Source organism: Bacillota bacterium (genome assembly GCA_012839765.1).
Classification (GTDB): Bacteria; Bacillota; Limnochordia; order DUMW01; family DUMW01; genus DUMW01.
In genome coordinates this window covers 37,213-52,196 of record DUMW01000101.1, presented here as the reverse complement: position 1 = coordinate 52,196, position 14,984 = coordinate 37,213, and the positions used below count along the sequence as shown (strand labels likewise).

At 52.8% G+C, this 14,984-nt stretch carries 9 protein-coding genes and 1 pseudogene; all 10 read right to left on the bottom strand.

Annotated elements, in window-relative coordinates:
• Positions 1 to 162: 162 nt before the first annotated feature.
• Positions 163 to 867 (bottom strand): FadR family transcriptional regulator, encoded by a 705-nt coding sequence (locus GXX57_10285; GenBank protein ID HHV45034.1) that lies wholly within the window; start codon positions 865 to 867, stop codon positions 163 to 165.
• A 458-nt stretch (positions 868 to 1,325) separates the two neighbouring features.
• Positions 1,326 to 2,654 carry an alpha-galactosidase gene (gene melA, locus GXX57_10280; protein ID HHV45033.1) on the bottom strand — a complete coding sequence of 443 codons (1,329 nt, stop codon included), beginning with the start codon at positions 2,652 to 2,654 and terminating at the stop codon, positions 1,326 to 1,328.
• A 682-nt stretch (positions 2,655 to 3,336) separates the two neighbouring features.
• A complete protein-coding gene (locus tag GXX57_10275) occupies positions 3,337 to 4,281 on the bottom strand; it encodes a dihydrodipicolinate synthase family protein (GenBank protein HHV45032.1) in 945 nt (314 codons plus the stop codon).
• 217 nt (positions 4,282 to 4,498) lie between these two features.
• Positions 4,499 to 5,540 (bottom strand): annotated as a pseudogene (locus GXX57_10270) (Gfo/Idh/MocA family oxidoreductase).
• Positions 5,541 to 5,658: 118 nt separating this feature from the next.
• Positions 5,659 to 6,825: an MFS transporter gene (locus GXX57_10265; GenBank protein HHV45031.1), complete on the bottom strand. Its 1,167-nt coding sequence runs from the start codon at positions 6,823 to 6,825 to the stop codon at positions 5,659 to 5,661.
• Between the two features lie 234 nt (positions 6,826 to 7,059).
• Positions 7,060 to 7,332 (bottom strand): hypothetical protein, encoded by a 273-nt coding sequence (locus GXX57_10260; protein ID HHV45030.1) that lies wholly within the window; start codon positions 7,330 to 7,332, stop codon positions 7,060 to 7,062.
• A gap of 46 nt (positions 7,333 to 7,378) precedes the next feature.
• Complete coding sequence (locus GXX57_10255) at positions 7,379 to 7,603, bottom strand: hypothetical protein (GenBank protein HHV45029.1); 225 nt, start codon at positions 7,601 to 7,603, stop codon at positions 7,379 to 7,381.
• Positions 7,604 to 7,924: 321 nt separating this feature from the next.
• Positions 7,925 to 10,732, bottom strand: coding sequence for a family 78 glycoside hydrolase catalytic domain (locus tag GXX57_10250; protein HHV45028.1), 2,808 nt, complete (start codon positions 10,730 to 10,732; stop codon positions 7,925 to 7,927).
• A 396-nt stretch (positions 10,733 to 11,128) separates the two neighbouring features.
• A complete protein-coding gene (locus GXX57_10245) occupies positions 11,129 to 12,733 on the bottom strand; it encodes a DUF4091 domain-containing protein (GenBank protein HHV45027.1) in 1,605 nt (534 codons plus the stop codon).
• Positions 12,734 to 12,822: 89 nt separating this feature from the next.
• On the bottom strand, positions 12,823 to 14,889 hold the full coding sequence (locus GXX57_10240; protein ID HHV45026.1) for a beta-galactosidase: 2,067 nt from the start codon (positions 14,887 to 14,889) through the stop codon (positions 12,823 to 12,825).
• Positions 14,890 to 14,984: the final 95 nt, after the last annotated feature.

Below are 14,984 nucleotides of genomic sequence, written 5' to 3'. Positions count from 1 at the left end.
TTGGCTATCTCCATATATTGGAGACGGAGTCTCTCGATTCCTTCTCTATGCCCTCATCTTTCAATGGACCCGCGGTCTTCTATTTTTTCCAGGCCTTGCCAATCCCCACAAACTTTTGACTCATACTTACATAGACTATGTCGGATCCGGTGCTGCCAAGACCTATTCTACGCCATTGATCAGTTTGTTCTGGTACGCGTGCAGATGACGTTTCATTATCTGAGTGGCGTTTTCCAAGTCCTTACGCCGCAGAGCTTCGATGATTTGCCGATGTTCCCTGTTTACCCGGTCAGTATCCTTGATGGTCTCCTCTGGATCGTAACTTGACCATACCGTCTCAAAGAACTTCTGAAGCACTTCGGTGAACACTGTCAGGGCACGGTTCTTCGTTGCCGCGATAAGCGAGTTGTGGAACTCGCAGTCATTCTGAATTTGGAATCCGGCTGTGCGGGGACCTTCTTCCGCGTCCTTCACAATCTGTTCCATGAGATCGTAATCACTTTCTGTGGCTCTCTCCATCACCAATGGCAATACATTGATTTCAATCAGCCAGCGGGCTTCCATAAACTCTTCTTTGTTGGGTTCCCCAAACTGTAAGCTGAATACAAAGTAATCTTCCAGAACGTTAACATTGGTGTCGGCAATAATTGGACCAATACGCTGCTTTGTCTTGATCACACCAAGGAATTGCAGGACCCGCAGAGCCTCCCGCACCGTCGTCCGGCTCGTCCCTAGCATTTCTGCCATTTCAGTTTCCGTAGGCAACGTATCCCCGGGTTTCAAATTATTCTCCAGGATATACCGTTTGATCGCCTCTTCCACCTGCTCACTTGCAGGACGACGTTGGATCTCCCCAAGCTTCACCATTCATCATCCTCCTCAGGATCCTTCGCACAGAGTCAGCTCTTCAGGGTTCTAATGCAATATTATCACACAATTTGCCAAGGGACAATGGTAGTGGAAGCAATGTGGCCCTTGAAAAAATGGAGACACCAAGCATCCCCGGTATTAACACTCCGGTCGAACTACTCCATCGTGTACAGTTCACTGTCAATATAGAAGGGCAGCCCTTTGTCAATCCCATCTCCATGGGCCCACTGTTCATCTGCCACCACGGCGGCAAATCATATTCTATACTCGATTTCACCCCCCACATACCCCAAAACCTCGCCGTCTCGAAAAAGATGGAGAGTTGGGTTTTCCCTTCCCAATCTCTCCATCTTGAAAATCCAACAACCCGAACTGCCAGGGACACTTAGCTAATCCGAATTCCGTCCCCGGGTAAGACAACGGTTCCAGGGAGCACCACTAGCAATCATGGTCTTCTAGAAACCCCGTAGCAGATCGAGCTGTGAATCAATCAACTCATTGGTCATCTGCTTGATTTCTGCCGGGGAACAAACAGCCGCGGTTAGAGGATCCAGAAGCAGTGAGTGGAACGCTGCTTCCCGATCCGATTCGAGGGCCGCTGTTACGCCCAAGTCAATCATGCCCATAGTGGAGCGACAGATCGCGGCCATTTGTGGTGGCAACTTGCCAACCCGGCAGGGATTGAAACCATTACGATCAATCATCACTGGGACTTCCACACACTCGCCTTGTGGTAGATTATCGATCAAGCCGTAATTGATAACATTCCCATGGATGACAAAGGGTTTGTTTGTAACATGCGCTTCGATAATCCAGCTGGCATACTCCCAGGAACGCTCCAGCTTGATCTCCGTTTCACCCCGGATCACCTTGCGCCGATACTCATCCGTTTGCTTCCGCCAATTGGGCCAATTCCGCGCATAGAATCCACTTTCTCCGCGGTAACCACTCTTGGTATACTTTTCCAGCAAATCTTTCCGCTTGCGGTAGTACGGCAGATACTCACTTAAGTGTCCGCTAGATTCGGTCACGAACGCGCCAAAATGGAGCATTACGTCGCACCGGACCGGATCCCCCTGATAAAACTCACTGTTTTCATCCCGTGCTTGTTCCATCAACACCGGGTACAAGTCTTTACCGTTGTGGGATAGCTCGATAAACCAGGCCAAGTGGTTGACCCCGGCGCATTTCCACTTCATTTCCTCGTAGGGAACACCGGCATATTTGGCAAGCAAGTGACTGGTCCCCTGGACACTATGGCACAACCCGACCACCTGCATAGAACTGACCCGATGGGCCGCTAGACACATCATGCTCATCGGATTCGTATAGTTCAAGATCAGCGCGTCAGGACACAGCTCCTCGGCATCTTTAAGCAGATCCACCCAGACCGGGATGGTCCGCAGCGCCTTCATCAAGCCCCCTGGTCCCAGAGTATCCCCGATACACTGATCCACACCGTACTTAAGGGGAATCTCGTAGTCATACTTCACAGCCTTGGTCCCGGATACCTCGATGCAGTTGATTAAGTAATCACTGCCAGCAAGGGCATCTCGCCAATCCTTCCAGGCGGTGACCGTCCACTTTTCCTCCTTGCCCATCATTTCAACTATTTTCTTGACCATCTGATAGGCAAGGTCCAGTCGTTCTTCGTCAATATCTACCAACGCAATCTCTCCCCCATCAATGGAGGGGATATTCAGGGTGTCAACCATCAACGGCTGGGTGAAGCCACTCCCAGCTCCCAGCATAGTGATCTTTACTCTTACTTGATCCGACTTCATCTACTACTCACAGCCTCCTTGACATCTTAGGATGTTACATATCCACAATGGCAGGCCAATATTCAGTCCCGCAATTCTTCTGGTACGGGATAGCCTACCAAGATCTCCTTGCCCCAATTCTAGGTATTTCTTCTGGGTAGAAGCAAAATCTCCTTCGTTTTTTTGGCTAACATCCACCATTTTTCTCAAATCATTCGCTAATTCTTTCCACAGCGCCCTCTTTCTGCCAAGACACAAGGGCCACCGGCCTTCCTTCGCTAGTGCACCCAGCATCACCCGGGGTGATTCTGTTTTTCAAATACGAAGGAAAGTAAAAGGAAACCGACACAGCAACTGATATACCATTTCATCATTCCCCTTAAGAGCCTTTGGACATGGCTCCATCGAGTATACCCGTGAACTGGCAAGGAAAAGACCTGGGGTTTCCTTGCCAAACAAAATCAATACCTTAGCTTCTAGGTGGGAACAACTGGGAGTCTGTATATGGACAAGTCCTAGGTGTAGCAAGGCTTCTAGGGATGCCTCCCTCCAAAAGGGCAACAGACTCTCAACACCAAGAGGCACCCACCTAGTCTTAGGGACGCAGCGCCCTAGCTGTCCTTGTAGGAGACAACTTTCTACAGATCGATTCCATCATCCACTTACGCCAAGGTGGGCGCATGTGGATGATGGAGACACCGAACTAGTCCAGGAGGATACCTTCTTCGGTTAGGTAGTCAATTATCCGGTCCGAGAACTCCCTAAGGGTCTCTTCCGAGGCAATATGCATTTGACTGGGGTACCAATCACAGATCCCCAGGTGTTTCATGACTACTTTAATGGCATAGAGCAGATTGTTGATGGACTCTGTGTAAGGTATTAGGTTTAGCATACGAAAGACAGCAAGTAGCTGGGACTGTAGCTTTTTTACCAGGGGCAGCTCTCCTTGCGCACAGGCGGTATGAAGGTCTACAAACAACTTGGGGGCAATGTTGGCCAAGGCCGCCACGGCACCATGTCCGCCGAAGAGAAGGCTGGGAGCCACCAACGGTTCACTTCCCTGCAAGAGGACGAAATCCCGTCCTTCAACAGCCTCAATCAACTCCATAAAACGATGCATATCCCCGGTGGTATCTTTACAGCCCACAATGTTTTCATGTTCACTTAAGGTGGCTAGGGTGTTCACCGTAAGTCCACTGCCGGCCCGGAGCGGAATATTATAAACCACCACCGGCAAGGGACTAACATCGGCGATCGAGGTGTAGAAATGGATCAATTCAGCCTGGGTATACCGAAAAAAGTACGGTGGCGTGACTACTACGAAATCCACCGGTGCATCGGCCAGCCGCTCAATATTGGCCACAACTCCCTTTTGGGATGCGGCACTTGCTGCACAGTAGATCGGCACCGGGCGCCCCACTTGCCGACAAGCCTCCGCGGCCGCTTTGGAAAGCTCAGGGGCATGCCGCGCATCAACAACTGGGTACTCCCCCGTTGAGCTGAGCACAAACAGACCATGTACTCCCCGTTCAACTAAAAACCGGACCAGCCTTTTGAAACCGTCGTAGTCCACTTCATGATCCTTAGTGCAAGGCGTCACCAGTGCGGGGATAATCCCACCGGGGCAAGTTCTCTCACTCTTAGCCATAACGCTCCCTGTCCCTTCCGTAAGATTTGACGGTGAAGATCATAGAAAACCCTGGGGATCCGCTCACCCGTCTAACCAATTATTACTATTTACATATTATCATACAAAATAGGTGATGGCAATATTTGTTTAGCGTCCTTGGTGGTGCTATCTCCTCTAATGAGGATCGGGGGGGGAGGAATTCCGGGGCTTCCGTTCCGGAAACCTCCCCGAAGGACTATGTCCCCACACCTAAGGCCCGCAGGTCAACCACCTGACCCGACCGGGCACTTTCGATGGCCCCAAACACCATCGCCAGACTCTTAATATTATCCCTGCAATCGGTCTCCGGTGTGCGTCCTGACCGTAAGGAAGCAAACAAGGCATCAAGGCACCCTTCATGACCTTCCCGTCCGGCGGATGTGGCCGGCACTTCCACCGGAGCAACCTCGGTAGTGAGATCCACCGGTTGATCGAAGGGAATGGCCACTTGGGCCTGAGGTGAACCTTTCCCATCCCATAGGACGGTACCCCGGGTGCAAACCACCCGCCAACTAGACTCCCAAGAGGTGGGGAATCCCTTGGCACACCAACATCCGCGGTAAGAAAACACCACACCATTGTCAAATTCAAAGGTACAAGTCGCGGCGGCATTGCCTTCGTACCAGGAACCCTGGGGATTAAACTCATGGCACCGAACCGAAATGGGATCACCCCCGATGAGAAACCGGGCCTGATCAAAGGTATGTATGGCCATATCCAAGAGCAAGGGGCTGGCCATCGTCTTACGAAAACCCTCCATAATAAGGCCCTAGAAAGAAATCTGCTGCGACAAAAGTAGGTTGGCCGATGGTCCCCGCATCAAGGAAGCTCTTCAAAGAGCGAAGGTTGTTCACGTACCGCCGGTTTTGCATAACCGCGTAGGTCCGGTTGGTCTCCCCCGCCACTTTCACCATCTCCCGGCCCTGCTCCATCGTTGCTGCCATGGGCTTTTCCCCGAAGACATCACAGCCAGCACGAAGGGCAGTGACCACCACATCCCGATGGCACTCGGGGGGCGTGATGTCGAATACGAGATTGGCCTTCGTCTTTTCCAAAAGACGCCCAAAGTCAGAATCAGTGGGACAGTCTAGACCGTAACGGATACGGACATTTTCCGCCTTCTCCAAGTGGATATCCACCAAGCCCACAATCTCACAATGGGAACTGTTCTTAGCGTACTTGACCCAGGCATGGCACATTTGCCCACAGCCCACCACAAGGACACGAAAAGGCTTCATTATCAGGCCCTCCATCTCCAACGGTTATCCTTGAAAGAGATTATCCTATACAATCATACTAGCACTTTTCTGCGGAATTAACTAGTAGAATAGTGAAGTCTATTATTAATTACCGACTTTAGCTATCTTTCGGGGTTGCTGCAGAACGATCAAAGCCCCGTGCTTTCAGCGAGGTTGGTATCAACAGGACGTATAGAGGAACCATCAAGGGTATGGCGGCTACCCCCAACACATTCCGGAAACCAACCAAGCCCGCAAAATAGGCCACTGCTGGCATACCGACAGCCACCGCCACGGTGGCAAGACTGATGGCCAAGGCCGTGGCCTGGCCCGAGCCCGCTACGCCCAAAAGACTGATAAAACCGGGACCGACTCCGGAAAGAACCAGGGCCACCAGTCCCACAATTGCCGTCGCCGCGAAAAAGGTTGACCACAGGCCCAGGGAAAACAGCAACACCGTAGCAACAGCGCAGGACAGTAGGATGTAACGTTTAAGGGAGACTCGATGTGCAAGGAACCTAATTAGGAAACGTCCCAAAATCATACCTGTCCAAAACACCGTAAGGGCGTAGTGACTGTGCTTCGTCCCATAAACAAGGGACATGAATTTTCCAATCCAGATGCTTAGCGCGGCTTCGGTAACCGAATAGGCAGCAAAGGACAAGACCAAGCACCAGTATGCACCGGAAAGATCTTTCCATGGTAAAGACGCCTGGGCCAAAGGGACAGGACGCCATTGGACCATGCGTAAACACAAAAACAGCACCACTGCACATAGGGCCACCATCCGATAGGGAACCTGCCAGCCATAGTTCCACAACAGAAGGGTTCCACTAAGTAGGGGACCTAGCAACAACCCCAAGGCAAAGGCCCCATAGAACCAGTTCAAGTGCTTTGCTCCCTGCTCACCATCTGTATAGTTCATGTACCCAACGGGACTATTGATGAGCAACCCATAGGCAAGGCCAACCATGGCATAAAGGGCTCCGGCCAGTGGGAAAGAGCGGGAGCTGCTGAACAGCAAAAGACTGAGGGATTGGAAAACCAATGCGACACTCAACGTCCGCCCCATACCGAAACGACTGACCACTTGCAAGGCCAAGAGGACTCCTGGGATGGCCGCCCCATAGTAGAGGGAGGCCAAGCTCCCTAGTTTTACCTCATCCACCAGGAAAAAAGCGCCCAGTTCATCCACACAGGTTCCATAAAAACCAAGAACCAATCCTTCAAGGGTAGCAATAAGAAGCATCAACGAGATTGCGGGAGGAAATGTGGTAGTTTCCACTAGGTCTATCCTCCATGTTTTGCCTATCCTTCAATTCCACAAGTGTGGGCAAATCTCGCTAGAAGAGAACACACCACCGCTTCAACTCGTCCTTCTAGCATATGGACGTCTGTACTGTCTCCAAATTATGATAATATTATATGACATATTTGTCCTCGCGCCAATAGCTCCCCTGCCAGATTATCAAATTGGTCAGGACCCGCCACAGGCAGGCCCTGACCATCCTAGGCTAACCTACTGAACTGGCACTGGCTCGCCGTTAATGGTTACACTCACCTTTTCCGGAGAACTGGTGTCGATGCGCACCGAGATGGAGTTTGGAGTAATCGCATTACCCGCAGCCACTCCCACTCCTTGGGCGGAACCAGCTACCGCGGCACCATCAAGCAATCCGCCAAGACTAACGTCGGCACTGATCTCCAGAGTATTAATGGGCACACACACCTGGACGTTGGTCTGCTCATTGGTCTGCACCGGCCCAGTGGTGTTCTCAGGGATAATCGCCATATTCATTCACCTCTTAATCAAATTTTCTTATTTTCTTAACTTACCCTTAGCTGGCGGCACCGCCGGTCTTTGGGACCAAGGTCACGTGCACGTCACCTAGGGGGGTTTTCACAACTCCAGTCCTCTGTTGGGCATCTAACTGCAAGTTCTGAGACCCGGCAAGGATTCCATCAAGGCCTGCGGTGATACCAATCCCGAGGAAGTTCACGGGAACACAGACTTGGACATTGGTTTGTTCATTGGTCTGAACAGGAGCAGGAGCTGGTGTCACAGGCGGGCTAGGACAACAGGCAAAGCGACTGCAAAACCGCAGGTGCCTCAGGTGGTCAGCAACCAAAGTGCTGTAAGCACCTCTATCTACGGGACATGGGCAAGCACATCTGAAACCCACATTGTTCACCTCACTTGTTTTAGCTGCGGAGTGGTTCAAAAGCTTAGTGCTTATGCTTCAATCTATGAGTTAGGCCGGGCCATTGTAATGACCCTTTAGACCTATCTTTCCCTGAGATAGGAATCCCGGGCACAAAAATACCCCCGAACCAGTGTGCAAAAGGGGGTCTGCACTTGGGTTCGGGGGGCATGAAAAACCGGTTTAATCGATGATCAGACCGTTTAGAATTCTCACTGTTCCCTGGGGACAGTTGAACTCCACTTGCACCTCCTCGGGCGCCGACACCTCCACCCGAAGGACCTCCTGGTCCCGATACCAGTACACCGTAATGGGACCTAAAAGCGTGGGCATCGTGCCCCGGCACCACTTCAGATCCCCCGGGTGGGGTTCGATCACCACCTTATCAAAACCTGGTTGGATCGGTCGGACGCCCAACACATGGGTGCTAAGGAAATAGGTGGGCGCAGCTGACCAGGCATGGCAATGACTGCGGGTCATGCGGGGTTTGTCCCGGTGCCACATCTCCCAGAAGGTGGTGGCCCCCATCTCGATCATAAAGCCCCAGTCACGACGGATGATATCGATAAACTCCTGATCCCGTTGGTCCTGTTTCAAAGCCTCCAGTAGGAAGAACTGAAAGAAGGGACTACCGGATCGAACAAAATCCTCGGGCGGGTCGTAGATGATCCTCCGACAGCTCTCCGCCCGTTCTCCCTTGGCTACACCGGAAAGATAGGCGACGGTTTGGGTCTGCTGGCTATACACCGGACTCATACTCCCGTCCGGCCGCAGGCAATCGGTGTAGGCTCCTTTGGTCTCGTTCCATAAATAGCGGTTGATGGCCTCATCAAGTCCCTGGGCAAACACCTCAAAGTCGCGGGCTGTATCCGGTTCCCCAAGGGATGCAGCAAAGGTGGCGGCTTCCCGCAAAGCAACCACCGCCAAACAGTTTTGGTGGGTCACCACTCCCCGGGTAGGGGTATCCATAGGGGCCCAGTCAAAAAGGTTCCACGCCCGAATATCCAAAAGATGTTGCCGGTTCAGGTAGCTTCGCAGCCCAGCCACGTTCTCTTTCACAAACTGAAGCAGTTTTTCTGAACCCGCCCTGTCCTTGGTAAAAAGATAATACTCCCAGCAGGAACGCATCCACAGCAGGCTCCAGGCGGGTAAGATATTCTGCCAGGCACTGGGAACGTGGGATTCAACAATCTTCGAACGTTCCAAGCTTTGACCCGCCAATTCCAAGCACCGGTACCAAAGCCTGGGATCACCGTTAATCACCCAATCGATCAGAGCTTCGTTTCGAGCATCCCCTACCCAAAGAACCTGCTCATAGGTGGGGCAGTCCACGTAGGTGTCCTCACTGCACAGTTCCAAGGTCCGCGCCCCCACCTGCCAGATCCGGTTCAGCAGGGCATCGGAACACTGGAAACTACCCGTATTCCGTTGAGGATAGGTGTTATGCAATACTTCAAGCTTCCGGAACCGCACCGGCTGGTGGAAATCTCGGATGGTAACATAACTGTACCGAAAACCTCTCCGCACAAAGGTCTGATAGCTTTGCCTTCCTCCCCGGCAGATATACCGAAAACTGTTATTCATCCCCTCGGCAAAGTTGTATCGACCATCAGGCTGGATAAACTCGAAGTTGTGAAAATCTAGAATGGTCCCTTCGGGTGCCTCCACCTCCAGCCGCTGGAAGCCCACCACTTCGTCCCCATAATCCAACAGGATCCGTACATCCTTCCCCGGGACCGGATAGACAGTAGTCCATTGATGGTTGTCGCTGAGCAGCGCTTCCACCGCCTCGATCCTCACCTCCTCATCGTGGACCTTATCGGTATAGGACTGGGCAAAGACGTTCACCTCGGGCAGATCCTCGGCAGCCACCTCTCTGAAGAAGGGTTGCTCCAAGGCCCACTCCAGATCCTGCTGCTCCCACACCCGGACAGCGGCCTCCGCGGTGGCCGCTGCCACTAGCGGCCGGCAGAGGATCAAGGATTCGTCCATGTGGTTCGCAGCCCTCTGCTGTTGCCGTTGGGTCAAGGGGAAGGGGCCAATCACTGCCCAGGGACTACCGCCCGCGTCCCCACGACAGGCAAAACGCAGTCTGCTTTCGGTTCTCACCACCAAGCAAAGCTCCACCCCGTGCCGCATTCCCTCATAGGGGATCAGCAACTGGTTCCAACCCTGACGGAGCTTCACCCGGACATCGGACATCAGCTGGCCATTGAGTTTAAAGTCTTGAAAGTCACCTTTGGGCCGGATGAACTCCGCCTCGGTCTCTTCCGGGCTCCAGATCTGGGTGAAGATGTAGGCATGACAGAGCAAATTGTTGGTGGAATAATCCCCGGGTGCCACATAGGGTTTGGGAAAGATGTTCCAAATGTAGGGTGCCGATGTTACAGCTTCCACCTTCACAATCCGCTGCGGCAGCACCGGATCCAGGGTTAAGAAGGGAATATCCCTCGGCTTTAAGGTTATATCCGAAGTCACAGGCCCCACCCCATGGGCCTGGGGCCAGTGGGAATCCTCATAGTTGACACACTTCCAAGGTTCCTCTTTCCGGGCATCATATTGCTCTTCAAAGGCCTGCTGACAACTAATACGCGGGGTAACGGGAACCATCGCTGGCTCCACGGACACCTTCCAGGTACTATCGGTCCCGATCACCCCCTGCTCGGTCTCGATCTGGGCCAACAGCCCCGGCGGTTGCGGCAAGTATTGAAAGTTCCCGAACACCGGGTCGTAGACCAACACCGCAATACAGTTTTTCCCTTCCCGTAGGTAGGGACTGAGATCATATGTATCATAGCGCAAATGGTTGGGCCAGGACCGAACTGGCCCCTGTCCCAGGTATTCCCCGTTGATATACAACGCATACCTACTGCGGGCGGTGATATGACATAGGGCCCTTTTCTGCGCCTCAAACACCCGACGAAACCGCACAAAATTGTTAACAGGGGCCAGTTTTTCTTGGGTCCAGATCCACTGGGCCGTCCACTCCATAACATCAACTCCCCTTTACGGACTTTTTAAGATCCTCACTGGTACTCACTCCATCGGATAGAATCGGACAATGGTACGATCCCACCAAGCGCTTTCACGTTTCCAGACAAGCAAGACAACCTACACCGTACTTCGACACACCCTGTCCCGGGTTCCTCCCGATTGCTTACCGCCCGGAGCACACCCCGGGAGTACAAATCGCCCTTGGGCGGCCCCAACTTCCGGTAGACCAAGGTTGACCCATTGTCGGAGACAATTATGCAATCATGCTACGGGAAGGAGCCGGAAGGATAAGAAACCGGAAAACCGATGGCATGCTCACCTGCACAGGAAAGGGAATACCCAGCTAAACCTTCAGGACGGGAAACAATACCCGTCCTGAAGGAGCCTTTGAGCCTACTTGCTTGCAGTGGCCAACAGAACAGCTCGAGTCTGCTGGTACCACTGCCCATCTTTGGGGTAATCATCGTAACCCTTGAAACCACGCAGTTGCGGACTGTCTACGGGAATACCCAGAGTCTGGAGCAAAGCATAGTCATTCAGGGATTCCCCAAAGACTTCCCACCGAAGGGAGCTGATGGGTCCGTCACTGCCGGGATAAACCACGAAAGTGTCCCCATAGGGCCAGTTTGGCCAAGCATGGGCGGACAGAACCGTATAGGGATCAATCAACTGGGTGGTGGCCCGCTTGTACCAGTAGTTGTAGCCCCAATGGAGAAAACCCCGGGACTCAAACCGGTAGAATAACCAACCGGCACCCCGAATCTTGGCCAAGGGTGTATCCACCAGCCGGTTGAGGAAATTCCCCCGGGGGACACAGCAGAAGTAATCCCAACGGGGAATGCCCCTGTGGTAAAACTCCAGGGACGTCAGGATACTGGCAACGGGCATATCCGTAAGGCCCGATTCTGCAAAGGCCACCTCACTTACCGCATCCATCACCTTCATCCAAGGGGCAAGCTCCTTCAAAATGGCCCTAGCCTTGCGGTAATTAGCCAGATGCTCTTCCCCGTGGGGCTCATCGGACAAATGGAAGAAGGAACTATCCACTAAGCCCTCGGCATCGAGGAAGGCTTTGAAGGCCGGCAGGAATTGGGACAGGAAGTTTCTGTACACTTCAGAATCCGCCCCGGTTTCCGGAGGCCAGAGTAAACGGTCCTCGTATTGTCCGTCATAGTTTTCGTAGATGCGGATGGCATTGGTCACACCCCACTGGGAGAACAGATGGGGCCATTCGAAATACTCCACACCACACGTCCGAGCCAAATCCACCCATCTTTTCACCTGGGACCAGTCAAACTCATACCTGTCCCCATCCCGGCGGATAGCCAAAAGCTGGGTTGGACGCTTTACCCCGTCGGTGGGGGGAGTAAACAGAGGGGTGTGTAAGACGTTGGTACCGTGTTCCACCAAGTCTTCAATATAGGGTTTTACGATGCGCCAGAAGCCCTCATCGAAGGGATTGACACCATACCAATCACATAGGGCGTCGGTGTAGAACCAGTGGGTAACCGGGAAATCCTTTCGTTTTTCCAAGGTCACCGGATGTACAACGACGCAAGCCTCTACGGTATATTCTTCCCCGTCGTCCAGCCGAAAGCGGAAAACAAGGGAATACACACCGGGAGAGCAATCCCTGGGTGTTTTCACCGTCACCCAAAAGCTCCGGGTTTCCTCCGGTTCCAGGGAACCGGTTAAATCCCAAAACAGGGGGTCAGGAACAAACCCTGGAATCTGTCCCAACCCGTCCAACTGGTCCAATGGGGTTTCGGTGTTCAGATGGGGCACCGGCACGTATCCCACCCGCCGCACCTTAACATCCAACACGTCAGAACTGCACTCCACATCCACCGTCCGACTGGTCAGGGTACCGTTCCTGATACAGGCTTGGAAAGAACCCCGATCACCTTGCCCCAAGTCAAGCCGGCAGTAGCGATTAGGTTTCGGGTACGAGTTTCTATACACCCGCTCAAAGGAACTGGCGATCCAACAACTAATCATGAAAATCCCTCCCGGGAATCTGATCTCTTGTCTACAATGTTCGGGCCTGTGCCATTAATTCCTTCCCAGCTAAGCACTGGTCTATCGGCTTAGGCCTTGGTAAGCACCAGTACACCATAACCGTCCAAGGCGACGGTTCCGGTGACAGCCCTTTCCGTAAGCAAATCCACATAGGAGTCCGTCCCCAGGTCCACTGCCTGAGTCTTAGGTGTGAAGTTCATCAGGAAAATGTAATCATGAGTCCCGTCGGAACGAAGTTGCGCGGTTACCCCATGGGGTAATTCCACATCCAAAGCCCGGAGGAGATTAATCTCCTGAACAAGACTGCGATAGAAATACCATAGGAAACGTTCCTCACAACGACAGGCCATATAGTAGGCAGAGCCCTTGCCAAAGTTATTCTTAGTGAGGGCGGGCCTGCCGGCGTAGAAGTCTTCCCTGTACGTTGCGAGAACCTCACAGGTTTCCGCATGGATAAGCTCACAGAAGATTCGTATCTCGTAATCTCCCTCAAGGCCCAGGCTGTTCCCCGGTACCATAGTCAGATAATTCACATCCTCCGGATAGAGGGAATCAATCTCTTCGGACCAAATGCCCAGCACCCGGCGTAAGGGTCCAGGAAAACCACCGAGGAAACACAGGTCACTTTCATCCACCATACCGGAGGCGTAAGTGGCCACAAAAACGCCTCCCTGGGCCACGAATTCCTCGATACGCTCGGCTACGCCGGGACGAACCATATACAGCATGGGGGCAACGAGGAGCTTGTAACCGGAAAAATCGCAATCCATGTTGATCACATCCACGGGAATGCCCAGCTGCCAAAAGGCCCCGTAATGCTGCTGGCAGGTCCACTCATATGCTTTATGCTCCATATTGAAACCCTGGGCCTCGGTAATTGCCCAGCGGTTTTCCGTATCATAGATGACGGCCACATCGGGTCGTACAGTGGTACCCAGTACCGGGGACAACTTCTTTAAAGCCTCACCCACCTGGGCCACGTCCCCAAAGACCCGGGTATTTTCATGGCCACAATGATCCACCACCGCACCGTGGAACTTCTCACTACTGCCTCGGCTCTTACGCCATTGGAAATACTGGACCGTATCCGAACCGTGGGCCACAGCCTGTAACGAAGAAAGTAAATGCATCCCCGGCCGTTTCGTTTTGGCCACCCCCTGCCAATTGGTAAGACTAGGCGTACTTTCCATAAGCATGAAGGGTTTGCCACCCTTAAGACAGCGATTCAGATCATGGACAAAGGCCGTTTTCAGTCCAGTGACCCAATCCTCATCCCTTCCGTGCCAGCGGGGATAGCTGTCCCAGGAAACCACGTCCACTTCCTTGGCGAAGGACCAGTAATCGAGGCCGGGATATGTACCCATGAAGTTTGTGGTCACCGGTATGTCCGGGGTCAGCTCTCTCAATGGAGCAATTTCGTTTTTGAAAAAGTCTATGGTCTGATGGGTCACAAACCGTTTCCAGTCCAAGACCAAACCATGGGTCATCCGTTCACCGTGGGGAGCTGGAGATTCAATCTGGGACCAATCGGTAAAGGTATGACTCCAGAAGGCGTTCCACCAGGCGAAGTTCAGTTTGTCCAAATCGTGATCATATCGTTCCTTCAGCCAAGCCCGAAAGGCTTCCTGACAAAGGTCACAATGGCATTCGCCGCCGTACTCGTTGGAGACATGCCACAGTACAAGGCCCGGATGTTTTCCATACCGCTCCGCCAACAGCCAGTTGATCTGCCGGACCTTCTCCCGGTAAACGGGCGAGGTAGGACAATGATTGTGTCGTTCCCCATGGAGGATCCGTACCCGGTTGGGCCCCACCCGTAAAACCTCAGGATACTTTTTAGACATCCACGCGGGCCTCGCCCCACTGGGAGTGGCCAAGATCGTATAGACCCCGTTTTCATACAGGCGGTCAATAATCCTATCCAGCCAGGCAAAGTTGTACTCACCCTCCGCCGGTTCTAAGGCAGCCCAAGCGAAGATCCCCACCGACATCACGTTACAACCCGCAAGCTTCATTAGCCGCACATCTTCCTCGAGCACCTTGGAATCATAAAGCCATTGATCGGGGTTATAGTCAGCACCGTGCCACAGGACCGGCAATTTGGGATTAATGGGACCATACCGTATTTTCTTCATTGGGTTTACCTCCTACCAGTTTGCTTTCCAGTATAACTGGACGTGTCCTCGGTCTTGATCACCGACCCATGGCCGAAAAAAGCAAGGGGGCTAAA